At 66.7% G+C, this 23,814-nt stretch carries 13 protein-coding genes, 3 rRNA genes and 1 pseudogene; 4 read left to right on the top strand and 13 right to left on the bottom strand.

Translation table 11 applies throughout. From position 1 onward, the window contains the following. Together ACQEVY_RS25065 and ACQEVY_RS25060 are read left to right on the top strand one after the other, a co-directional pair. Entirely contained in the window at positions 1 to 1,425 is a 1,425-nt protein-coding gene (locus ACQEVY_RS25065; protein WP_432951704.1) for an ATP-binding protein, read from the top strand. A 25-nt stretch (positions 1,426 to 1,450) separates the two neighbouring features. Continuing rightward, the gene (locus ACQEVY_RS25060) at positions 1,451 to 3,457 is read left to right on the top strand and encodes a type VI secretion protein (protein WP_432951703.1); all 2,007 of its coding nucleotides are present in this window, start codon (positions 1,451 to 1,453) and stop codon (positions 3,455 to 3,457) included. 10 nt (positions 3,458 to 3,467) lie between these two features. Here the strand turns inward: ACQEVY_RS25060 and ACQEVY_RS25055 are convergent, their stop codons facing one another. Further along, positions 3,468 to 4,013 carry an N-acetyltransferase family protein gene (locus tag ACQEVY_RS25055; protein ID WP_432951702.1) on the bottom strand — a complete coding sequence of 182 codons (546 nt, stop codon included), beginning with the start codon at positions 4,011 to 4,013 and terminating at the stop codon, positions 3,468 to 3,470. Between the two features lie 94 nt (positions 4,014 to 4,107). On the opposite strand from ACQEVY_RS25055, the pseudogene ACQEVY_RS25050 reads away from it, so the two are divergent. Continuing rightward, positions 4,108 to 4,802: pseudogene (locus tag ACQEVY_RS25050) on the top strand (ATP-binding cassette domain-containing protein); the annotation flags it as partial. 124 nt (positions 4,803 to 4,926) lie between these two features. Here the strand turns inward: ACQEVY_RS25050 and ACQEVY_RS25045 are convergent. From ACQEVY_RS25045 to ACQEVY_RS25000, 10 genes are all read right to left on the bottom strand, one after another. Beyond that, positions 4,927 to 7,260, bottom strand: coding sequence for a glycosyl hydrolase family 95 catalytic domain-containing protein (locus ACQEVY_RS25045; protein WP_432951701.1), 2,334 nt, complete (start codon positions 7,258 to 7,260; stop codon positions 4,927 to 4,929). Positions 7,261 to 7,499: 239 nt separating this feature from the next. Continuing rightward, positions 7,500 to 8,336: a PhzF family phenazine biosynthesis protein gene (locus ACQEVY_RS25040; RefSeq protein WP_432951700.1), complete on the bottom strand. Its 837-nt coding sequence runs from the start codon at positions 8,334 to 8,336 to the stop codon at positions 7,500 to 7,502. A gap of 31 nt (positions 8,337 to 8,367) precedes the next feature. Beyond that, a complete protein-coding gene (locus ACQEVY_RS25035) occupies positions 8,368 to 9,903 on the bottom strand; it encodes an FAD-dependent oxidoreductase (protein ID WP_432951699.1) in 1,536 nt (511 codons plus the stop codon). Beyond that, positions 9,900 to 10,424, bottom strand: a complete 525-nt coding sequence (locus tag ACQEVY_RS25030) for a PhzA/PhzB family protein (protein ID WP_432951698.1) — start codon at positions 10,422 to 10,424, stop codon at positions 9,900 to 9,902. Before ACQEVY_RS25030 ends, ACQEVY_RS25035 begins: the two co-directional genes overlap by 4 nt. Before the next feature lie 34 nt (positions 10,425 to 10,458). Then, on the bottom strand, positions 10,459 to 12,384 hold the full coding sequence (locus ACQEVY_RS25025; RefSeq protein WP_432951697.1) for an anthranilate synthase family protein: 1,926 nt from the start codon (positions 12,382 to 12,384) through the stop codon (positions 10,459 to 10,461). Next, positions 12,381 to 12,890 (bottom strand): isochorismatase family protein, encoded by a 510-nt coding sequence (locus ACQEVY_RS25020; RefSeq protein ID WP_432951696.1) that lies wholly within the window; start codon positions 12,888 to 12,890, stop codon positions 12,381 to 12,383. Before ACQEVY_RS25020 ends, ACQEVY_RS25025 begins: the two co-directional genes overlap by 4 nt. 495 nt (positions 12,891 to 13,385) lie before the next feature. Further along, positions 13,386 to 13,502: ribosomal RNA gene (gene rrf, locus ACQEVY_RS25015) — 5S ribosomal RNA — on the bottom strand. A 91-nt stretch (positions 13,503 to 13,593) separates the two neighbouring features. Continuing rightward, positions 13,594 to 16,717 (bottom strand): 23S ribosomal RNA (locus tag ACQEVY_RS25010). Positions 16,718 to 17,034: 317 nt separating this feature from the next. Further along, a 16S ribosomal RNA gene (locus ACQEVY_RS25005) occupies positions 17,035 to 18,562 on the bottom strand. Together the 16S, 23S and 5S rRNA genes form the textbook arrangement of a ribosomal RNA operon. Before the next feature lie 648 nt (positions 18,563 to 19,210). After that, positions 19,211 to 19,759, bottom strand: a complete 549-nt coding sequence (locus ACQEVY_RS25000; RefSeq protein WP_432951695.1) for a MarR family winged helix-turn-helix transcriptional regulator — start codon at positions 19,757 to 19,759, stop codon at positions 19,211 to 19,213. A 146-nt stretch (positions 19,760 to 19,905) separates the two neighbouring features. On the opposite strand from ACQEVY_RS25000, the gene ACQEVY_RS24995 reads away from it, so the two are divergent. Next, positions 19,906 to 21,165, top strand: coding sequence for an MFS transporter (locus ACQEVY_RS24995; protein WP_432955383.1), 1,260 nt, complete (start codon positions 19,906 to 19,908; stop codon positions 21,163 to 21,165). A 52-nt stretch (positions 21,166 to 21,217) separates the two neighbouring features. On the opposite strand, the gene ACQEVY_RS24990 is transcribed toward ACQEVY_RS24995, so the two are convergent. Next, positions 21,218 to 22,036, bottom strand: a complete 819-nt coding sequence (locus ACQEVY_RS24990; protein ID WP_432951694.1) for a class I SAM-dependent methyltransferase — start codon at positions 22,034 to 22,036, stop codon at positions 21,218 to 21,220. 56 nt (positions 22,037 to 22,092) lie between these two features. Further along, positions 22,093 to 23,784, bottom strand: a complete 1,692-nt coding sequence (locus ACQEVY_RS24985) for an ATP-binding SpoIIE family protein phosphatase (protein WP_432951693.1) — start codon at positions 23,782 to 23,784, stop codon at positions 22,093 to 22,095. Positions 23,785 to 23,814: the final 30 nt, after the last annotated feature.

Here is a 23,814-nt window from a genome sequence, read left to right as displayed (position 1 = left end):
ATGCGGGACCCGCTGTCCGCCCTCACGGAAACCTTCACGTCCTTCCTGTTCGGCAAGGTCGAGACGACCCGGCTGCCGGTGCGCACCTCGACGGGGCAGGCCCAGGCGGTCTACCTCCCGACCGCCGCGCCCGGCCTCGGCGACTCCGGCGTCATCATCGGCCGCGAGGTGTACTCCGGGAAGGGCTACATCTACGACCCCTTCCAGCTGTACGGACAGCAGCTCCCGGCACCGCACTGGCTGGTGCTCGGCGAGTCCGGCAACGGCAAGTCGGCCCTGGAGAAGACGTACGTACTACGGCAGTTGAGGTTCCGCGACCGCCAGGTCGTCGTCCTGGACGCACAGGGCGAGGACGGCGTCGGCGAATGGAACCTCATCGCCCAGGAGCTGGGTATAACTCCCATCCGCCTCGACCCGACAGCGGCCCTGGACATGGGAATCCGCCTCAACCCGCTCGACCCCGCGATCACCACGACAGGCCAGCTGGCCCTGCTCCGCACGATCATCGAGGTCGCGATGGGCCACGGCCTCGACGAACGCTCCGGCTTCGCCCTGAAGGTCGCGCACGCCTACGTCAACGAGACGATCACCAACCGCCAGCCCGTCCTCACCGACATCGTCGAGCAACTGCGCCACCCCGAACCGGAGTCGGCCGAGGCGATGAACGTCGCCCTGGACGACGTACGCGCCTGGGGCCTGGACGTAGCCCTGGTTCTCGACCGCCTGGTCGACGGCGACCTGCGCGGCATGTTCGACGGCCCGACGACGGTCGGCATCGACCTCGACGCCCCCCTCATCGTCTTCGACCTGTCCCACATCGACCGCAACTCCATCGCCATGCCGATCCTGATGGCCATCGTCGGCGTCTGGCTGGAGCACACCTGGATCCGCCCCGACCGAAAGAAGCGCATCTTCCTCGTCGAGGAGGCCTGGCACATCATCAACAGCCCGTTCGTGGCCCAGCTGTTCCAGCGCCTGCTGAAGTTCGGCCGACGGCTCGGCCTGTCCTTCGTGGCGGTGGTCCACCACTTGAGCGACGTGGTGGACGGAGCGGCGGCAAAGGAAGCGGCGGCCATCCTCAAGATGGCGTCGACACGGACGATCTACGCCCAGAAGGCGGACGAGGCAAGAGCGACAGGCCGCGTCCTCGGCCTCCCACGCTGGGCGGTGGAGATCATCCCCACCCTCTCGCCCGGCATCGCGGTCTGGGACGTCAACGGCAACGTCCAGGTGGTCAAACACCTGATCACCGAGATGGAACGCCCCCTCGTCTTCACCGACCGCGCCATGACCGAGTCCTCCACCCCCGACCTCTCGGACGACGCCCTACGAGCCGCCGAGCTCGAGGCGGAAGAACGAGCGGCGGCCTTCATGGAACAACACCTCAGCGACCTCGACGACTCGTCCGAGTCCACAGTGGCGTAAGCAGGGTGAGAGCGGTGGGGGCAAGATGAGTCCGTACGACGACCGACACCGGTCTCACGAACGCGCCGAACGGTCCGAAGGAGGCGTCCCCGACGGCCTGCTGATCGGGGTCCTCGCCTTCCTCCTGGGCATGACGTTGCTGGTGTGGTCGGCGACGGGCTTGGCGGCCGTGTTCGACCACGGCTCCTGGCCCTCAAAGGTCACCTTCGCCCGTACGCCCCTGGCGATGCGCCACCTGGTCCAGCACCCCCACGACGTGACAGGCGCCTGGCCGGACACTCCGGAGAGCGAGCTGACGGGGTACGGCCTGTTCTGGGGGCTGTTCATCGGCCAGCTGATGGTGCTGGTCGTGCTGACGGTGTTCGTGATGGGAACGGTGGCCAGGTGGCGGGCGGGGAGGGCACGCCGGCGTAAGGCTGCGGCGTACGGTCCGGAGTTCGGGCCGGGGGACACGGCGACGGCTGGGTCGGGCGCTGCGACTGGGGGCTCGGGTGTTCCGCAGGGCGAGGTGCCCGGTTCGGGGGTTCAGCGGGGGGACTCGGGGCTCCGGCCGGGCGAGCGACCCGACTCGGAAACGGCGCTGGGCGGGGCGTACGGCTCGGGTGTTGTGCCCGGGGGTGCAGCTGGTTCGGACGGTCGATCTGGGACCGGCTCGGGACTCCGGCCGGGCGTCGACACCGGCCGCGGCTTCCCAGCCGGGGGCGCCACCGCCCCAGGGTTCCCATCCACCGCCGGTATCGAAGTTCCGTCCGCGGGCGCGACAGGCTCCGGACATCCGTCTTCTACCGACTCCGGCTCGGGTTTCCCAGCCGGAGGCACGGCAGGCTCCGGACTACCGGCGGCCGGCGTCGGCTCGGACCGCTCGCCCGGGGGCGCCGCCGACTCAGACCTCCACCCCACGGCCCACTCCGGCTCCGACCCAGTCCTCCGCCCCTTGGGCGCCTCCGGCCCGACGGACCCCCACGCGCCCGCTCCCCCCGCAACCCCCTTCGCCCCGGCGGAGCCGACGGGCCCGGCGGCGGAGCCGCCGTCCGGTACGGCTCCCTATGCAGCCGACAGTAAACGGGCGGGCGGGCGGGAAAAGCCCCCCATCCCAAACCCGCGGCGCCGCGGCCCCGTAATCCTCGGCCCCCCACAAACCCGCCACCCCCTGGCCACCGAGGCAGTCCGCGACGCCGAGGGCCCCGCCCTCGTTATCACCTCCAGCCCCACCCTCTGGTCGGACACCAAGGACGCCCGCGCAAAACTCGGCCCCGTCCTCCTCTACGACCCCTCCCACCTCTGCGACACCCCGGCCCGCCTCCACTGGTCCCCCTCAACCGGCTGCCAGGACAAGGACACCGCAAGGGCAAGGGCGGCAGCCCTCCTAGCCCCCGTCCGCCCCGCCGCAAAAATGGACCAGGCGGTCGCAGACACCGCGGAAACCCTCCTCCGCAGCTACCTCCACGCCGCCGCCACAGACGGCCGCGCCATCCGCCACCTCCACCGCTGGGCCCAGGGCACAGGCGTCCAAGAAGCCGTACGCATCCTCCGTACGAACCCCAAGGCCGCCGCCGGCTCCGCAGGCGAACTCGAGGCCGCCCTCACCTCGTACCCCGAACGCCGCGACATCGCCCAGGAGTTGACAGCTCGCGCCCTCTCCTCCCTCTTCACAGTGAACGTCCGCGAGGCCTGCACCCCCAACCGAACTGACGCCCTCACCTTGGATTCCTCCGTCAACGAAGGGGGCACGCTTTATGTGGTGGGTGAACCCATCGAGGACCCCAAGGCGAACCCGGGCGCGATGCCACTTCTGACGGCGCTCGCCTCAAGCGTGGTCGAGCGCGGCCGGCGCATGGCCGAACGGTCATCCTCCGGCCGCCTCGACCCACCACTCACCCTCGTCCTGGAAGACGTAGCCGCGGTGGCCCCGCTCCCCCAACTCCCGGACCTGCTCACCACAGGCCCCGACCGAGGCATGCCCACCCTCGCGCTCCTACGCTCCAGAGAACAGGCCCGCACCCGCTGGCCCAACGAGGAACTCCCCACCTGAGCAAGCCCCTTCAGACCCGCGTCATCACAAGCTCCAATTCCCGCGCCCCACTCTCCCCCGGCGCCGGAGCACTCACCCCAGACGGCACAAACCCGAACTTCCGGTAAAACCCCTCGGCCCGCGAGTTCCGCTCATCCACAAACAACCGCACCCGTTCAACCCCGGCCACCTCCCACGCCCACTCCACCGCACACGCGAAAAGCCGCTCGGTAACCCCGCGCCCCCGCCACTCAGGCCGCACAAAAACCCCCACGAGATGCCCCTGCCGCACCTCACTAACGCCCCCGAACGTCCCCTCCGCCCCCGCCTCCTCAACCAGCACAACAACGGACCCAACCCACCGCCCGTCCACCTCAGCCACAAACTGCTGCCGCTCGACCACCCCCTCCGCAGCCCCAGCAGCCCGCTCCCGCCAAAAACTGTCAGGCTTCCCCACCGCCTCCTCATACGTCTCGAGAAAGGCAAGATGCGCCACCGGATCCCGAAGCGCATCCAGCCGAATCTCCTTCACCGCTGCCCACTCATCAGCACGTATAGAACGAATCACCGGCTCCATGAGCGCCACCGTAATACCGAGGTACTACGCCCCTCACCCCATTTCCCACCCCCGTCCGACGCCCCGCACACCGCCCCGGACGAGCATCAAAGCCATGACGACCACACAAGGAACGACCGGACGGGGAACGGCCGAACGGGGCATCAGCGCACAAGGACTGACCAAGCGTTACGGCGACAAGACCGTCGTAGCCGACCTCACGTTCACCGTCCGGCCAGGCACCGTCACCGGCTTCCTCGGCCCCGACGGCGCCGGCAAGTCCACCACCATGCGGATGATTCTCGGCCTCGACGCCCCGACCCGCGGCCACGCGACGGTCGGCAACCGCCCGTACGCCGCCCACCCCGCGCCGCTCCACGAGGTCGGCGCCCTCCTGGAGGCCCGATCGGTCCACCCCGGCCGCACGGCGTACCACCACCTGACGGCACTGGCCCTCACCCTCGGCATCCCCTGCAGCCGGATGTCCCACGTCCTGGACCTCACAGGTCTGGCAGAAGTCGCCCATCGCCGCGTCAAGGGTTTCTCCCTCGGCATGGGCCAGCGCCTCGGTATCGCGGCCGCCTCCTCGGCGACCCGGCCACCGTCATCCTCGACGAACCGGTCAACGGCCTCGACCCCGAGGGCGTCCTGTGGATCCGCAACCTCCTCAAGTCCCTTGCCGCGGAAGGCCGTACGGTCTTCGTCTCCTCCCACCTGATGAGCGAGATGGCCCTCACGGCCGAGCACCTGATCATCATCGGCCAGGGCCGTCTCCTGGCCGACACGACCGTCGACGCCTGCCTCCGCACCCTCCTGCGCGACGCCCCGGCCACCCTGCTCACCACCGACGGCCCGGCCCACGGCGCCTTCACCAAGCACTTCTACGACCAGCGCCTGACCGGCGCCCTGACCAACGCCAGTCGGAGGCATCGGCTCAGTCCGGCAGCCCCCACGGCTTCGCGTGGCCGACGGCCGGTACGTCACGCGGGCCCAGGTCCGGGTCGGTGCCGCGCGGGAGGACGATGGCCGTCTCGTCCCGGCCCAGCGGGATCTCGATGCGGCCGGGCGCCGTCTCCCGGTACCGCAGCCGCCGCCCGCGCGCGTCCCGTACGTCGATCGCGCCCTCGATGCCGTGACCCAGCACGAGCGGCGCGCCCGCCTCGCTGTGCACCCGTACCCACCTGGTCCGGCCACCCGAGCGGTCCGCGTCCACCAGGAACGCGCCCTGGGTGCGCAGGCTCTGGACGGAGGCGTCGGGCCAGCGCCGGGACACGGAGGGGAAGACCCGTACCACCCCGCCATGGCTCTGCACGGCCATGTCGAGGACCGACTGGGCCGCCGACAGCGGACTCTCCGTGGCCAGGTTCCCGCCCTCCACATACATGGTGTTCGGCGTCATCCAGGCGTTCTTGATGACATTGCCGTCGGTGAAGAAAGTCAGGAAGCCGAGGGCCTCCTCGGGCCGTTCCATGCGGGAGGCCATCGAGGATGCGGCGGCGTAGCTGTAACCGGCCCACAGACTCCGGTCCCTGACCCAGTGGTCGAAGGTCGTGCGCATGGCGTCCCGGTCGCCCGGCCGGTCCCAGGTCAGCTCATGCAGCGGGTACAGCCACAACATGTGCGAGAAGTGCCGGTGGGACTCGGTGAGCGGCTTCCCGGCGCCGATGATGATGCCGGTCGAGTCACGCGGATAGGGCACCAGGCGCTGGAGTATCTCGCGCCAGCGCGCAGCGCGCGGATGGTCCGTACGCAGAATGCGCAGGCAGTCCAGGAGGGTGGCGCAGCCCCAGCGAATCAGGGAGAGGTCGTAGACGCAGTCCTCGGCGTCGGCCCACTCGGGCGACCGGGTGAGCGGCAGGTGAAGCTTTCCATCGCTGCCCTCGTGCAGGAAGTGGTCATAGAAGTTCACCGCTTTGACGAGGATCGGGAAGAGGACGTCGCGCACGATCGACACGTCCATGGTGTGGCGGTAGCTGAGCCAGACGTTGTGCATGGCCCAGATGAGATTGCCGTTGTTGTCGGTCTTGGTGGAGGTGCCGGGGATACCGACGGTCTTGGCGCCGGGGCGCAACATCCAGTCCGAGGGGTGGGCCAGGGCGTAGGTCTGCCCGTCCTGGTACTCCGGCGGGACGGAGAGCGGCAGGTACTTCTCGAAGTTCTTGAAGGTGGAGGTGACGGAGTCGAGTTCGAGGTGATCGGAACCCTGGATCAGCCAGGTGGCGATCTGGACGTTGAGGTTCCACCACACGGCGGTCCAACTCCCGCCGGTCTCCGGGTACCACGGTCCCCACTCGGACATCGACGGACCGCCGGCCCGGGTGGCGCAGGCCGCTTTGTAGAGCTGGATCCAGTAGAAGTCCTGAATGCGTTTGTCGGGTACGGACACCAGGCTCCGCCGGTAGAAGCGGTGCCACCAGGCGCGGTGCTCGCGCACCAGCCGGTCCGGGTCCGCGGACAACGTGCGGGCCACTTCGGCGACGGCCAGTTCCGTCGTGCGCGACAGGTCCTCGGGGAAGCGGTAGACGATGTGCGCGGCCAGCAACCTGCCGGTGCCGACGCGCCGTTCGCGCCAGGCCGTGGTCCACCCGCCGCCGGCGATCAGCGGCTGCTCGACGTACCTGGTGGCCCCGGTGTCTCCGGCGGAGCCGGTGCGGGGGTCGGGGTTTCCCGTGTAGTCGGCGGGTTTGTCCTTCGTACGTGGCGAGGTCGCGGGCATCCATGTGAACGACCAGGCTGCCTCCTCCTCGCCCGCGCTGGGCCGGGTGGAGATCAGCAGCGCGGTACGGGTGTTGTGCACCAGCATCGAGAAGCGGACGCTGCCCCGAGTGGTGGTGATGGTGCCGCGCAGCTCGGCATCCCAGAGGTCGAGGGTCCAGTCGACGCCGGTCACCTCACCGGCGAGCGTGAGGTCGAAATGCCCTATGGGCAACCGGGAAAAGCCGTACGGGGCGCGCCACTGAGGCCGCTGGTCCTGCACATGGCTGTGGCTGACCATGACTTTCACGGAGTTGGCCGTCGCACCTCGGTAGACCTGCACCCCGAGCAGGCCATTGCCGAGGAAGGGGCCGTCCTTCCAGTCGCCGGGCATCCGCCGCCACCGCAAAGCAGCGGCCCTGGCCATCCGTTCGTGTAAGCCCTTCGCCGGGTTCGGCTTCTGAGACGCCGCCCAGACGGTGCCGGACCCGGCCGACCAGCCACCGGCGGCGACCGCGGCCGCCGTGCCGATCACACCTCTTCGAGAGATCCCGTTCCCTGGAGTCGCGGTCACGTAGGTGCCTCCCATCTCTGTTTGTGAACTACCTGCATGGTGCAGGGCGTTCAGTGAAGGGGGAAGACCTCCGACGTATCGGGAATCGAAGGGATCCGTATCCGCAGGTGAGCTGCGGACGCCCGGCCATGTCGGACCGATCGGGGGGCGAGCCGACCGATGTCTGCCGCAGAGCGGCCCTGATTCCCCCGTCGATGCCGGGATGCGATCACTCGGTAAAACGCGTCGTCGCGGGCCGGTCAGACAAGCAAGGTTCCGTAAGCGGTGATGACCGCTGATCCGCTGACCTCGACCGTGTGCGGACGCTGACCGGTGCCGTCCGCCCTGGCGGACATGTGCGACGGGCGCCCCATCTCCACACCTTGCAGGATCTCGATCTGCTGTCCGAACGGGACCAGGCCGTACCGCGCGAGGTGGACCGCGAGTGGCCCGGCGGCCGATCCCGTCGCCGCGTCTTCGGCCACCCCGTAGGCCGGTGAGAACATCCGCATCCGCCAACGCTTTCCCGAACCCGCGAAGCAGATGGCGGCCATGTCCGGATGCCGCGCCAGCGCGCGCAGATCGGGTTGGACGCGGGAGAGGGCCGCCTCGCTGTCGACTCCGACATAGACGTGCCGTGGCCCGTTGCGGTAGGCGTCCACCGGAAGGGTGGAGGACTTGATGCCGAGCGCGTCGAGGAGGTCCTCCTGCAACCGGTACGGCTCCCAGACGGGGATGGGCTGACGCATGCAGGCCGAGACGGTTCCCTCACTCGGGTACTGGAGGTCGACCGGGATGGTGCCGGCCTCGGTTTCGAGCCGCAGCCGGCTGCGCGCCATGGACTTGCCGAGCACCGCTGCGGTGCCCAGTACCGGGTGTCCGGCGAACGGCAGTTCATTGACCGGGGTGAAGATCCGGACCCGCCGGTCCCCGTCGCCCCGGGCGGGGAGGACGAACGTCGTCTCCGAGAGGTTCATTTCGCGGGCGATCAGTTGCATCCTGCCGGCCGGAATATCAGCGGCGCTCAGGAAGACGGCCAACGGGTTGCCTTCCAGGGCCACCGTGGTGAACACGTCGACGATCACGTAGTGGTTCATCTTGATTGAGATCAGTCCCCGTTGTGTGAGATCAGTCCCTGGCCGCTGCTCTGCCCGCCTGGACGCCTGAGACGAGAGCGAGGCCGATCGTCGTTCCGGTTCCCGGGTAGGCGGACCCGAACGGGCTCGACGCGACGTTGCCCGCGGCGTACAGCCCGGGCACGGCCGTACCGTCGTCGCACAGCACGCGCCCGTCGAGGTCGGTACGCGGGCCGCCACTCGTTCCGCCGAGTCCGAGGTGCACCGGAACGGCGTAGAAGGGCGGCTCACGCAACGGCCCCAACGTCGGATGCTCAGCTTGGGGATCGCCCATGACGCAGTCGTAGGGGTCTGCCCCGCGGTTGAAGTCCGGATCCAGGCCGTCGACCGCCGCCTGATTGAACCGGCTGATCGTCTCGGCGAGCGTGTTGCCCGGAATGTCGATGAGTCGCGCCAGTTCCGACAGGGTGCCCCCTCGTCGTAAGGGCCGGACCGGAGCGATGGGATAGCGGCGGCGGTAGGCGGCGTCGACGATCAGCCAGGACGGCTCGGCGTTGCGGAAACCGTGTCCCGTGGCCCCGGACCGGTGCAACGATCGCCCCACCTCGTGATAGCTCTGGGCCTCGTTGGTGAACCGGCGACCATGGCGGTCGACCAGCACGGAGCCGGGGCGCGCACGCTCGGCGAGGAGTACCCGGTACACCGGCTCGCCGTCGATCGCGTCGCCGGGTATCCGGATCGTCGGGCACCACCAGGCCTGCGACATGTTCCGCAGCTCCGCCCCGGCGGCGATGGCCATGCGCAGTCCGTCACCGCGGGCGCCGGGCGCTCCCGCGAGGCCGGGGACCGGGCCGCCCAGAAACCTGCGGACGAGCGCTTCGTCGCGTTCGAACCCACCGGTCGCGAGGACGACCCGCCCCGCGAGCGGTACGCCGTCGACCTCCACGCCGGTGCCCAGGAACCGTGTCGCTCTGGCGCGTGTGCGGATGGCGACGCCGGCGTCGAGGGCGGCGGTGAGCAGCGCGGCCACCAGCGCCTGCCCCGACGTGCGTGTCCGGGCGCGGCTGCGCTGCTCGATGAGGCCGGGTGAGGCCTGTCCGGTGACGAGTTCGGTGAGGGTCGCCGGCCGTCGCCAGGGCAGGGCGGCACGCACCAGGGCAGCGACCTGCGGCGCGGCGTCGAACGGCCGTGGCCCGAGTGACCGGCCGCCGGACCTGTACGCGCCGGGCAGACCACCATGGCAATCCGGGATGGGAAGGGCGGCCCAGCGCAGCGGTGTCCTCTTCTCCAGCCATCGCGCCACGTGTGGCGCCTCGGCGACGAACCGGTCGAGTGCGGCGGTGTCCGTGTCCGCGGGCCCGCCGACGCGGCGGAGGTGACACAGGTACGTGCGGGTGAGTTCGGGGCTGTCGCCGGCCGCGGGCGGCAGGTGGTTGTTCGGTAGCCAGACCGCCCCGCTGGACAGCGCGGTGGTGCCGCCCAACGCCGACGCCGCCTCCAGAACAGTGACGTCGGCGCCCGACTCCCGTGCGGAGAGGGCCGCGGCCAGGCCTGCCGCACCTGAACCGACGACGATCACCGAGGTCATTTCAGATCCCCGTCATCTCCCTCATCCCCGTCCATGGGAATCCCGCCTCGCTTGACGACAGGCACGTCGATGCCGAGGGCACGCATCTGCTCACACGGGTTCATGAACTCCCGCATCTCCGTGATCAACCCGTTGTCGAGGCGGAACGAGTGGATGAAGTGGTTGCGGTAGATGCCTGGGGGATAGTCGGGGAAAAGGATCTGCCCTTCTCCGTCGCACTCGACCCAGATCCGGTTGGGATCCTGGGTCTCGTGGATCTCGATGTTGGTCCACCGCCAGTCGGGGAAGCATTCCAGCGACCACGCGGCCATGCGGTACAGGTTCTGCTTCCCCGCGACCGCCGCCGGTTGTCCGGTGTCGGTCGTCCACAGACCGCCGACCGCGTCTTCGGTGAAGAGGTGGTGGCGTTGGAGCCTTGCCGGGCCTTCCGTCATGGCCAGATACCGCTCCACGGTGGCCCGGTTCGTACGGCGGAGCTCGGCGTCTCGGTCCCATCGCTGGGACGTTGTGTCCGGTGTCACGGTCGACCTCCTGGGTCGTCGGGTTCGGCGTATGTCAGGGGGCGGAGGGAGCCGGATAGGTCGGGCGCAGCGCCTCTTCGATGCGCGCGGCGAGAATGGCGGGGCCGTTGCGGGTCAGCACTGACTCGGCATGGAACTGCAGGGAGGCGAAGCCAGGTCCGCGGAGTGCGTGGACCTCCCCGGTGTCGATGTCGCGGCTGATCTCCACCAGGCCGACGCCGGGAACGTCGAGCTTGTCGGTGTCGCTGTGCGCGGAGAAGGTGTTGTAGAACCCGACCGTTTCGTTCCCGCCGAACAGCGCGATCTCGCGTTGCGTGCCCTGGTGGGGCACGGCACGGCGGCGCGCCTCCAGGCCGAGGATCAGGCTGAGTATCTGGTGGCTCAGGCACACGGCGAGGAACGGCTTTCGCTGGGACAGCAGCATGTCGATCGCCTGGCGGACGTGCGACATTCTGGGATCGCCGGCGTCTTGGGGGTCGCCCGGCCCGGGACCCATCACGACGAGGTCGTCCGCGTCCCACTCGTACGGGTCGTCCCAGCCCCGGACGGTCACCTCCCAGCCCAGCGACCGGAGTTGTGACGCGATCATCGCGGTGAACATGTCCTCGGCGTCCACCACCAGGACCCGGCGCGAGGGCGAAGCCGGCGCGAGTTCCGGCGGTGAGTGTGCCTCGCCGAGCCAGAACCCGGCGAGGCCGCGTCTGCGGCGATCGAGTGCTGCTCGTACGACGGGAAGCTCGCCGAGCGGGCCGCGTGCTGCTCGTACGACGGGATGCGGGCCGGGCGGGTCGGGGCGCATGGCACGCAGCAGGGTCGCTGCCTTCGCGTGGGTCTCGGCCGCCTCGGCTGCCGGATCCGAGTGCCGTACCAGCGTCGCGCCGACGCCGATCTCGACCCGGCCCGTAGGGTCGAGATCGGCCGTGCGGATCAGGATGGCCGAGTCGAGGCAGGGACCGCCCTGGCCGTCCCGGCCGATCAGCGCGGCGACCCCGCCGTAGTAGCCGCGTCCGGTCGGCTCGTACCGGGCGATCACCCGGCAGGCGCTGGCCAGCGGGCTGCCGGTCACCGTGGGTGCGAACATCGTCTCCGACAGGATGTCCAGCGGATGCCGGTGGGATCGGCCGGTGATGAGGTACTCGGTGTGCGCGAGTCGGGCCATCTCCTTGAGCCGTGGCCCCACGACGCGGCCACCGCCGTCACAGATACGAGCCATCATCTTCAGTTCCTCGTCGAGCACCATGTGCAGCTCGTCGGATTCCTTGTCACTGTCGAGGAACTCCATCAGTCCGGCCAGGCAGGGGCCGTCTGCGGGATAGCGGTACGTGCCGCTGATCGGGTTCATCACCGCGTTGCCGTGGTGCAGGCTGACGTGACGTTCCGGTGTGGCGCCGACGAAGGTGCGTGTTCCGGTGTGGATGAGGAACGTCCAGTACGCGCCGGACTCCTGTTCGCACAGCCGACGGAAGACTGTGCGTGCCACGGCGACGCGGTCGTCGGCGATGTGCCCGACAAACGATCGTCTGATCACGAAATTCGACCCTGTACCCCGGCCGATCTCTTCGGTGACGATCTGTCTGACCGTACGGGCATAGGTGTCGTCGTCGATGTCGAAGTGACCGTCCCGGAGTCGGACCGGCGTCTCCGGGATGAGCCGGAGCACGTCGGGCAGCGGCGCCACCGCCTGCTCGGTGATCCGCATCGCGGTCAGCGGCGCGCCGTCGTCGACGCATGCGAGACCACGTTCGCCGAGTTGCCGGTAGGGGATGACCGCAAGAACCTGATGACCCGGCCCGTCGAAGTCCTCGGCGACCGGGATGCCGGCAATCGTCTCCGGCTCGTACTGCTCACCCGTCAGCACCTCGAGCCGGTGCGGACCGGTCCAGTCCGGACGGTGCAGCAGCGCGAACGGGGGCGGATCCGGCGCCAGCACCCGGGTGAGAAGGTCTGACGTGGCGGTCACGGCAGGACCTCTGCCCTCGTGCCCACGACGGCGCAGTGTTGCGCCGCGTACTCCATGGCGCGTCGGTGGTCCTCGGCCGAGAAGCCGACGGTCGCGTCGGCCACGAAGAACGGTTGGATGTCGTTGCTGAACGCGTCGACCGCGCTGATCAGGACGCCCACGCGGGCGTACACACCGCAGATGACAAGCTGATCAGCACCGTGCCGACGCAGCCATGGCAGCAGATCGGTACGGAAGAACGCGCTGTACCGCCACTTCGTGAACACCGCGTCCTGCGGGCCGGGGGCCAGCGGTTCGGGCACGTCGCGATGGGCCGGTACGGCCTCCATCCCGGCCCCCCAGAAATCGGCCAGCAGACCGCGCTGCCGTGAGCTCATGCCACCGGGCTGCATCGTGTACGCCACCGGCATGCCCAGTTCCCGGCACCGGTCCCGCACCGAGACCGTGTTCCGCACGAGTTGTGCGGCCATGGCTTCGGGTAAGGGGCGCAGGAAGAACTGTTGCATGTCATGTATCAACACAGCGCTGCGCCGCGGGTCGACAGTCCAGGCAGCCACATTTTGCGGCATATCCGCTGCCGTCGGCAGCGGATATGGCTCGATCGCCGGAATGCCTGTCATTGGATACCCCAAGTTGTACGGCGACCGGCAATTGCGCAGGACGGCTCCGCTGCAGGAGCATTCGCTGGGTCGACGGTGCCGGGCGTCACGTCGGTCACGACAACCGATTCCTTTCGTATGCCGGAATCAGCTTCTCCGTTGACCCTAGGAAGATCCGTACAGTGCACGCTTGAATCTCAGCGACACTCTGACGGAACATCAGCGCCTGGTCAGGGGTGAAGGCCGGCTCCGGCGAGGCCGCGTGCGGCGACGAAGGCCCTGGACGCCGTCACCCACGCCCAAACGCCCGCGGACATGGCCTCACCAGGCGCGGCCCTGCTCGCCCTGTCCCTGAAATGCAGAAAGCCCCACACCGAAAGGTGTGGGGCTTTCTCAATATTTGTTCGGCGGTGTCCTACTCTCCCACAGGGTCCCCCCTGCAGTACCATCGGCGCTGTAAGGCTTAGCTTCCGGGTTCGGAATGTAACCGGGCGTTTCCCTCACGCTATGACCACCGAAACACTATGAAACACTCAACCGGCAACCGTCCTGTGGCCCAGGACAGGGGTTGTTCGTGGTTTCAGAACCAACACAGTGGACGCGAGCAGCTGAGGACAAGCCCTCGGCCTATTAGTACCAGTCACCTCCACCCGTTACCGGGCTTCCAGATCTGGCCTATCAACCCAGTAGTCTCCTGGGAGCCTTAACCCCTCATAGGGGGTGGGAGTCCTCATCTCGAAGCAGGCTTCCCGCTTAGATGCTTTCAGCGGTTATCCCTCCCGAACGTAGCCAACCAGCCATGCCCTTGGCAGAACAACTGGCACACCAGAGGTTCGTCCGTCCCGGTCCTCTCGTACTAGGGACAGCCCTTCTCAAGACTCCTACGCGCACAGCGGATAGGGACCGAACTGTCTCACGACGTTCTAAACCCAGCTCGCGTACCGCTTTAATGGGCGAACAGCCCAACCCTTGGGACCGACTCCAGCCCCAGGATGCGACGAGCCGACATCGAGGTGCCAAACCATCCCGTCGATATGGACTCTTGGGGAAGATCAGCCTGTTATCCCCGGGGTACCTTTTATCCGTTGAGCGACGGCGCTTCCACAAGCCACCGCCGGATCACTAGTCCCGACTTTCGTCCCTGCTCGACCCGTCGGTCTCACAGTCAAGCTCCCTTGTGCACTTACACTCACCACCTGATTGCCAACCAGGCTGAGGGAACCTTTGGGCGCCTCCGTTACTCTTTAGGAGGCAACCGCCCCAGTTAAACTACCCATCAGACACTGTCCCCGATCCGGATCACGGACCCGGGTTAGACATCCAGCACGACCAGACTGGTATTTCAACGACGACTCCCCCACCACTGGCGTGGCAAGTTCACAGTCTCCCAGCTATCCTACACAAGCCGAACCGAACACCAATATCAAACTGTAGTAAAGGTCCCGGGGTCTTTCCGTCCTGCTGCGCGAAACGAGCATCTTTACTCGTAGTGCAATTTCACCGGGCCTATGGTTGAGACAGTCGAGAAGTCGTTACGCCATTCGTGCAGGTCGGAACTTACCCGACAAGGAATTTCGCTACCTTAGGATGGTTATAGTTACCACCGCCGTTTACTGGCGCTTAAGTTCTCAGCTTCGCACGCCCGAAAGCGCACTAACCGGTCCCCTTAACGTTCCAGCACCGGGCAGGCGTCAGTCCGTATACCTCGCCTTACGGCTTCGCACGGACCTGTGTTTTTAGTAAACAGTCGCTTCTCGCTGGTCTCTGCGGCCACCCCCAGCTCACCGTGCAAAACGGATCACCAAGAATGGCCCCCCTTCTCCCGAAGTTACGGGGGCATTTTGCCGAGTTCCTTAACCATAGTTCACCCGAACGCCTCGGTATTCTCTACCTGACCACCTGAGTCGGTTTAGGGTACGGGCCGCCATAAAACTCGCTAGAGGCTTTTCTCGACAGCATAGGATCATCCACTTCACCACAATCGGCTCGGCATCAGGTCTCACCCACAAGTGCGACGGATTTGCCTATCGCACGGGCTACACCCTTACCCCGGGACAACCACCGCCCGGGCTGGACTACCTTCCTGCGTCACCCCATCACTCACCTACTACCAGATCGGGTCACCGGCTCCACCACTCCCCTCAACTCCGAAGAGATCAGGGCGGCTTCACGGGCTTAGCATCACTGGATTCGATGTTTGACGCTTCACAGCGGGTACCGGAATATCAACCGGTTCTCCATCGACTACGCCTGTCGGCCTCGCCTTAGGTCCCGACTTACCCTGGGCAGATCAGCTTGACCCAGGAACCCTTAGTCAATCGGCGCACACGTTTCCCACGTGTGAATCGCTACTCATGCCTGCATTCTCACTCGTGAACCGTCCACAACTCGCTTCCGCGGCTGCTTCACCCGGCACACGACGCTCCCCTACCCATCACAGCGGGCGTTGGCCCTCATGCTGCAATGACACGACTTCGGCGGTACGCTTGAGCCCCGCTACATTGTCGGCGCGGAATCACTTGACCAGTGAGCTATTACGCACTCTTTCAAGGGTGGCTGCTTCTAAGCCAACCTCCTGGTTGTCTCTGCGACTCCACATCCTTTCCCACTTAGCGTACGCTTAGGGGCCTTAGTCGATGCTCTGGGCTGTTTCCCTCTCGACCATGGAGCTTATCCCCCACAGTCTCACTGCCGCGCTCTCACTTACCGGCATTCGGAGTTTGGCTAAGGTCAGTAACCCGGTAGGGCCCATCGCCTATCCAGTGCTCTACCTCCGGCAAGAAACACACGACGCTGCACCTAAATGCATTTCGGGGAGAACCAGCTATCACGGAGTTTGATTGGCCTTTCACCCCTAACCACAGGTCATCCCCCAGGTTTTCAACCCTGGTGGGTTCGGCCCTCCACACGGTCTTACCCGCGCTTCAGCCTGCCCATGGCTAGATCACTCCGCTTCGGGTCTTGAGCGCGCTACTATGTCGCCCTGTTCGGACTCGCTTTCGCTACGGCTCCCCCACACGGGTTAACCTCGCAACACACCGCAAACTCGCAGGCTCATTCTTCAAAAGGCACGCAGTCACGAGAATGAAGACAAGTCTTCATTCCGACGCTCCCACGGCTTGTAGGCACACGGTTTCAGGTACTATTTCACTCCCCTCCCGGGGTACTTTTCACCATTCCCTCACGGTACTATCCGCTATCGGTCACCAGGGAATATTTAGGCTTAGCGGGTGGTCCCGCCAGATTCACACGGGATTTCTCGGGCCCCGTGCTACTTGGGTGTCTCTCAAACGAGTCGCTGACGTTTCGACTACGGGGGTCTTACCCTCTACGCCGGACCTTTCGCATGTCCTTCGCCTACATCAACGATTTCTGACTCGTCCTGCCGCCGGCAGACGACAGAAGAGAGATCCCACAACCCCGTACACGCAACCCCTGCCGGGTCTCACACGTATACGGTTTAGCCTCATCCGGTTTCGCTCGCCACTACTCCCGGAATCACGGTTGTTTTCTCTTCCTGCGGGTACTGAGATGTTTCACTTCCCCGCGTTCCCTCCACACCGCCTATGTGTTCAGCAGTGGGTGACAGCCCATGACGACTGCCGGGTTTCCCCATTCGGAAACCCCCGGATCAAAGTCTGGTTGACGACTCCCCGGGGACTATCGCGGCCTCCCACGTCCTTCATCGGTTCCTGGTACCAAGGCATCCACCGTGCGCCCTTAAAAACTTGGCCACAGATGCTCGCGTCCACTGTGCAGTTCTCAAACAACGACCAACCACCCGTCACACACCACAACCGTGATGCTGCACCGGGGCCGGCAACCGAAGACAACCGGGCTTCCGCCCGTGCCTTCAGACACCCAACAGCGTGCCCGACACCCTCGCCACTGCCCGTTCCGATCCACGCCCGAAGGCAGTACTAGGAAGAGAAGCTGGTCGAGTGTGCCGAATAATCAACGTTCCACCCATGAGCAACCACCGCAGAACATTCGCCTGCGTTGTGGCCCTGGACGCCGACTCCAGTGGAGTGGGCGCCTAGATGCTCCTTAGAAAGGAGGTGATCCAGCCGCACCTTCCGGTACGGCTACCTTGTTACGACTTCGTCCCAATCGCCAGTCCCACCTTCGACCGCTCCCTCCAGACAAGCTGGTTGGGCCACGGGCTTCGGGTGTTACCGACTTTCGTGACGTGACGGGCGGTGTGTACAAGGCCCGGGAACGTATTCACCGCAGCAGTGCTGATCTGCGATTACTAGCAACTCCGACTTCATGGGGTCGAGTTGCAGACCCCAATCCGAACTGAGACCGGCTTTTTGAGATTCGCTCCACCTTGCGGTATCGCAGCTCATTGTACCGGCCATTGTAGCACGTGTGCAGCCCAAGACATAAGGGGCATGATGACTTGACGTCGTCCCCACCTTCCTCCGAGTTGACCCCGGCGGTCTCCCGTGAGTCCCCAACCCTCCGAAGAGGTTGCTGGCAACACGGGACAAGGGTTGCGCTCGTTGCGGGACTTAACCCAACATCTCACGACACGAGCTGACGACAGCCATGCACCACCTGTACACCGACCACAAGGGGGGCACCATCTCTGATGCTTTCCGGCGTATGTCAAGCCTTGGTAAGGTTCTTCGCGTTGCGTCGAATTAAGCCACATGCTCCGCTGCTTGTGCGGGCCCCCGTCAATTCCTTTGAGTTTTAGCCTTGCGGCCGTACTCCCCAGGCGGGGCACTTAATGCGTTAGCTGCGGCACGGACAACGTGGAATGTTGCCCACACCTAGTGCCCACCGTTTACGGCGTGGACTACCAGGGTATCTAATCCTGTTCGCTCCCCACGCTTTCGCTCCTCAGCGTCAGTATCGGCCCAGAGATCCGCCTTCGCCACCGGTGTTCCTCCTGATATCTGCGCATTTCACCGCTACACCAGGAATTCCGATCTCCCCTACCGAACTCTAGCCTGCCCGTATCGACTGCAGACCCGGGGTTAAGCCCCGGGCTTTCACAACCGACGCGACAAGCCGCCTACGAGCTCTTTACGCCCAATAATTCCGGACAACGCTTGCGCCCTACGTATTACCGCGGCTGCTGGCACGTAGTTAGCCGGCGCTTCTTCTGCAGGTACCGTCACTTTCGCTTCTTCCCTGCTGAAAGGGGTTTACAACCCGAAGGCCGTCATCCCCCACGCGGCGTCGCTGCATCAGGCTTGCGCCCATTGTGCAATATTCCCCACTGCTGCCTCCCGTAGGAGTCTGGGCCGTGTCTCAGTCCCAGTGTGGCCGGTCGCCCTCTCAGGCCGGCTACCCGTCGTCGCCTTGGTGAGCCATTACCTCACCAACAAGCTGATAGGCCGCGGGCTCATCCTTCACCGCCGGAGCTTTTAACCTCCACTCAGGAGAGTGGAAGTGTTATCCGGTATTAGACCCCGTTTCCAGGGCTTGTCCCAGAGTGAAGGGCAGATTGCCCACGTGTTACTCACCCGTTCGCCACTAATCCCCACCGAAGTGGTTCATCGTTCGACTTGCATGTGTTAAGCACGCCGCCAGCGTTCGTCCTGAGCCAGGATCAAACTCTCCGTGAATGTATTCCCGTAATCGGGATGACACCACGAGAGCGGAACAGCCAGGCGGAATAAGCCCGGCCGTTCACAGCGTCCTCGCTGTGTTTTCTTCAAAGGAACCTCGTTCCCGACCGAATGGCCGGAGACGGGGTATCAACATATCTGGCGTTGATTTTTGGCACGCTGTTGAGTTCTCAAGGAACGGACGCTTCCTTTGTACTCACCCTCGCGGGCTTTCCTCCGGGCTTCCCTTCGGTCTTGCGTTTCCGACTTTAGCAGACGTTTTCGCGTCCGATTCCCAGTCGGGGGGTCTCGCTTTCCGGCCTTTCGGCCTTCCGGCGACGTTGACTGTATCAGATCCTTTCGGGCCTGACTCCAGTCAACTGGCTTTGTCCTCGCGGCTGTTGGGCCGTTCCGACGTTCCAAACTTTAGCGGATGCTGTCGGCAGTTCCTAATCGGGGCTGCCGGTCCCCATGGGAATTCAATTCGGGCATGCCGAAATTGACCCCGTAGGGAGATCGCACTAGTGGTTTGGTGTGCCGCTTCTGCGGCGGGAGGTGCTGTCGCAGAACCGTTACGGCCCCGTGGCAACTCGAAGAACCTTACGGATCCACGAGGGGGTTGTCAAGCTTCCCCTTGGCGACGGCTCGGCAAACCTCGGGGTGCCGTCAGTCCAGGTCGGTGAGCCGGCCGCCGGCGTCCGGCTGGGCGTGTTCCACGCGGCGGAGGAGGCGGGTCAGGACGTCGCCGAGTACGCCTCGTTCCTCCTGGGAGAGGTCCTGGAGCAGGTCCTCCTCGAAGACGCTGGCCTGGCGCATGGCTGCCAGCCACTTCTCGCGGCCTTCGGTGGTGAGCTCGACGATGACGCGAACGCGGTTGGACTCGTCGCGTTCTCGGGTGACCAGGCCCTCGGCCACCATGCGGTCGATCCGGTGGGTCATCGCGGCCGGAGTCAGGCCTAGGCGCTTGGCGAGGTCGCTCGGGCCCATGCGGTAGGGGGCGCCGGAGAGGACGAGGGCCTTGAGGACCTCCCACTCGGCGTTGCTGATGCCGAGGGTGGCGGTCTGGCGGCCGTAGGCGACGTTCATACGGCGATTGAGGCGGCCGAGGGCCGAGACGATCTTCTCTACCTGGGGGTCGAGGTCCTGGAACTCGCGCTGGTACGCGGCGATCTGCTCTTCGAGTGTCGGCTCGCCGGCGCCGGGGGTGTCGCCCATGGGCCGAAGTATGGCATGCGCTCGCTTGGCGTCTAAGTCCTTCAGTGTGTAGAGTTCAGAGTCTAAGTTTAGCTTTGAAGTCTTCACTTCTAAGTTCTCTGACTCTACTGAAGCAGGTGACAGTGACCAGGGCGAGGGGCGCGGCAATGCGTCGGATCCATGTCGGCAACGCACTTGGCGCGTTCGGGCTCGGCTTTACCGTTCCGTATCTGTACGTCTATGTGGCGCAGGTGCGGGAGCTCGGTGCTGTGACGGCGGGGCTTGTGCTCGCCGTGTTCGCGGTGGCCGCGCTGGTTGTGCTGCCGTTTGCCGGGCGGGCCATTGTGCGGCGTGGTGCGCTGCCGGTGTTGCTCGTTGCCCTGGTCACCGCCGCGTTGGGTGCGCTGGGTTTGGGGCTTGCCAGCAGTGCGACGGCTGTGTTGGTGGCTGCGGGGGTGCTCGGGGCGGGGCAGGCCGTGATGCAGCCGGCGCTGGCGACGATGATCGTGGACTTTTCGACGACCGGGACGCGGTCGCGGGCCTTCGCCATGCAGTTCTTTCTGCAGAATCTTGGGCTTGGGGTCGGTGGGCTCATCGGGGGGCATCTCGTTGATGCCACGCGGCCGGGTTCCTTCACGTTGCTGTTCTCGATCGAGGCGGCGATGTTTCTGCTGCTGGTCGTGGTGATGGGGACCGTACGGATGCCGCGTGCGCCGCGGATCGGAAGTGAGGCGCCGCGGGCCAAGGGGAGCTGGACGGAGCTTCTTGGTAATCGGGCCATGGTGCAGTTGTGTGTGCTGGGGTTTGTGCTGTTCTTCGCCTGTTATGGGCAGTTCGAGTCGGGGCTGAGTGCGTACGGGGTTGAGGCGGCGGGGATCTCGACTTCCGCGCTGGGTACGGCTCTTGCGGCGAACACGGCGGTGATCGTGGTCGCGCAGTTCGTGGTGTTGAGGTTCGTGGAGCGGCGTCGGCGGTCGCGGGTGATCGCGGCTGTGGGGCTGATCTGGGCCGTCGCGTGGGGCGTGGCCGGGTATGCGGGGCTCGGAAACGGGAGTCAGGCGATGGCGACGGCCGCGTTCGTCTCGACGTACGCGCTCTTCGGGCTTGGGGAGGCGATGTTGTCGCCGACTGTGGCGCCGTTGGTCGCTGATCTGGCGCCGGCGGGGATGGCGGGGCAGTACAACTCGGCGTTCGCCCTGGTGAAGCAGCTTGCGTTGGCGGTCGGTCCGGCTGTGGGTGGGCCTATGGGGGCGGCGCTGCACGGGCCGTACGTCGTGACGTTCCTGCTGTTCTCGCTGGGCATCACGTTCCTGGCCGTGCGGCTGGGGCGGCAGCTGACGCCCGTACAGAATCAGCCGTCGATGGCGAGGAGTCGGGTGGTTGCGCGGGGTGCGGAGCCCTCGGAGTCCGTAGCGGCGAAGGTCTGAAGGCATGCGGAGGCGGCCGTCACCTTGTGGTGGCGGCCGCCTCTGGCATGTGTCAGCGGGTGGCTGTGATCAGGGTCGAGGTGAAGGAGAGCGTCGCTGTGCCGTCGGGGGCCGTGTGGTCCTTGAGGAGGGTGTGGACCATGCGGCCGGCGTTGGTGAGGGCTTCCTGACCGCCGGTTTCGGCGATGGTCTGGCCCCAGGGGAGCGCGGAGAGGTGGTTGGCGGCGTAGTCGGGTAGTGGGGGCAGGGCGATGCCGAAGGTGACCTCGCGGGCGACCACGTCCTGGAAGCCCGCCTGGCGCAGTGCGGCCGTGACGCGTTCCGCGGAGGAGAAGGCGGCGGCGAAGCCTGCGGCGGCTTCTGGGCCGCCGTGTTCTGCGATGGCTCGGTGCTGGGCGGCGAAGTAGGGGGACTTGTCGAGGGAGGCCCATGTGGTGGCGGCGAAGTGGCCGCCTGGGCGGGTTACGCGGGCCGTTTCCGTGAGGGCCGCGTTCAGGTCGGGGAAGAACTGGGCGCCTTGTTGGCAGACGACCGCGTCGAAGGTGTCGTCGGCGTACGGGAGTTGGTCGGCGGGGGCCACGGTGAACTCGATGTCCGGGTACATGCGGGGGTGGTGTGCTTCGGCCACCTTGAGCATGGCGTCGTTCGGGTCGGCGCCGAAGACCCGGCCCGCGGGACCGACCCGGGCGGCGGCCACCCGTGCCGCGAAGCCGGTGCCGCACGCGAGGTCGAGCACGGTGGCTCCGGGGAACAGGTCGACGGCGTCCACGACCGCCTCGACGAATGGCGCCATGATCGGCGCGACGTACCGCTCGTAACGCTCGGGAGCACTGCCTGAGAGCTGGAAGCCCGTTTCCGTTTCCTCTGCCATGGAGGAGCTACTAGCACTGTGTGGGGCGATCGGCCAGATGGCGCGCGGCCTCGGATCTATGTGACACGCGGAAGTGCGAATTCGCACCACACCGACTTGCCGCCGCCGGGTGTGCGGCGGGAGCCCCAGTTGGAGGCGATGGTGGCGATGATCGCGATGCCGCGGCCGGCCTCGTCGGCGGGTTCGGCGCGGCGGCGGCGTGGGAGGTGGTCGTCGCCGTCGGTCACTTCGACGATCAGGCGGCGGTCCGTGCGGCGCAGGCGCAGGCGCATGGGCGGGGTGCCGTGCTGGAGGGAATTGGCGACGAGTTCGCTGGCGGCGAGGACGCCGAGGTCGTGCAGGTCCGTGGGGAAGCGCCAGCTCGTCAGGACGCCGGAGGCGAAGGCACGCGCGCGCGGGGCCGCTTCCACGCCGCCGAGCAGCTCCAGGGCGGCGTTTCGGAAGAGTTCGCCGTCGGAGCCCGTACGGGACGGGTGCTGGAGTACCAGGACCGCCACGTCGTCGTCGTGGTCGGCCGTCATGCCGGCCGAGCGGACGAGGCGGTCGCAGATCACCTGGGGTGTGCCGGTGGCGCCTGCGAGGGCTTCTTCCAGGGCGGCGATGCCCTCGTCGAGATCCTTGTCGCGGCGCTCGACGAGGCCGTCCGTGTAGAGCACGGCGGTGGAGCCGGGGCCGAGCGGGATGGAGCCGGAGGAGTGCATCCAGCCGCCCGTGCCGAGGGGCGGGCCGATGGGTTCCTCGGCGCGCAGGACGGTGCCGCTGTCGTCGCGTACGAGGATCGGGAGGTGGCCGGCGGAGGCGTACACGAGGCGGCCCTCGTTGGGGTCGTGGACGGCGTACGCGCAGGTGGCGATCTGGTTGGCGTCGATCTCTGTGGCGAGGCCGTCGAGGAGCTGGAGGACCTCGTGCGGGGGCAGGTCGAGGCGGGCGTACGCGCGGACGGCGGTGCGGAGTTGGCCCATGACGGCTGCCGCGCGGACGCCGCGGCCCATGACGTCGCCGATGACCAGGGCCGTACGGCCGCCGCCGAGGGTGATGACGTCGTACCAGTCGCCGCCGACCGCGGCCTCCGTGCCGCCGGGGTGGTAGACGGCGGCGACGCGCAGGTCGTCGGGTTCTTCCAGGTCCTGGGGCAGCAGGGAGCGTTGGAGGGTGACGGCGGTCTCGCGCAGCTCGCGCTCGCTGAGGCGGAGGCGGTCGGCGGCTACGGCCTGGTCGGTGACGTCGGCGGCGAAGATCAGTACGCCGCCCCCCTCAGGGGTGGATCCGTCGATGGGCACGGGGGTGCACGTGAAGGTGTACGAGCGGCCGCTGGGGACCTTGCGGGACAGGACCGTACGCGGCTTGGAGCTGCGCAGGACCTGGTCGAGGAGGGACAGGAGGCCGATCTCCTCCAGCTCGGGCAGCGCCTCGCGCGCGGGCTCGCCGACGGGACGTGCGCCGAAGGCCGCTACGTAGGCGTCGTTGACGTACGCGAGGCGGTGTTCCCGGCCGTGTACGAGGGCGACGAGGGCCGGGATGCGGTCGAGGACCTCGCGGACCGGCAGTTCGTCGACGGCGGGGACCGGTTGGTTTTTGGGGTCGTCGGTGTCGGCGTCTTCGGCGGCTTCCTTGCCGTGTTGCCGCTCGGCGCGGGCCGCGGGCACGGAGCCGCCCTCCGGGGAGAGCGCGTTCGACGAGCTGCCGGTCCGCGCCTCGGCGCGGCGCTGCGTTCCGGGGAGCAGGGCGCTCAAGCGCGTGAAGTTCACTGTGGGACAGGCCTCGTGGGATTGAAGGGC

This window comes from Streptomyces sp. CA-288835 (genome assembly GCF_050936385.1).
Lineage (GTDB): Bacteria > Actinomycetota > Actinomycetes > Streptomycetales > Streptomycetaceae > Streptomyces.
Note: the sequence above shows the minus strand (reverse complement) of the source record. Positions and strands in the feature narration are given on the sequence as shown.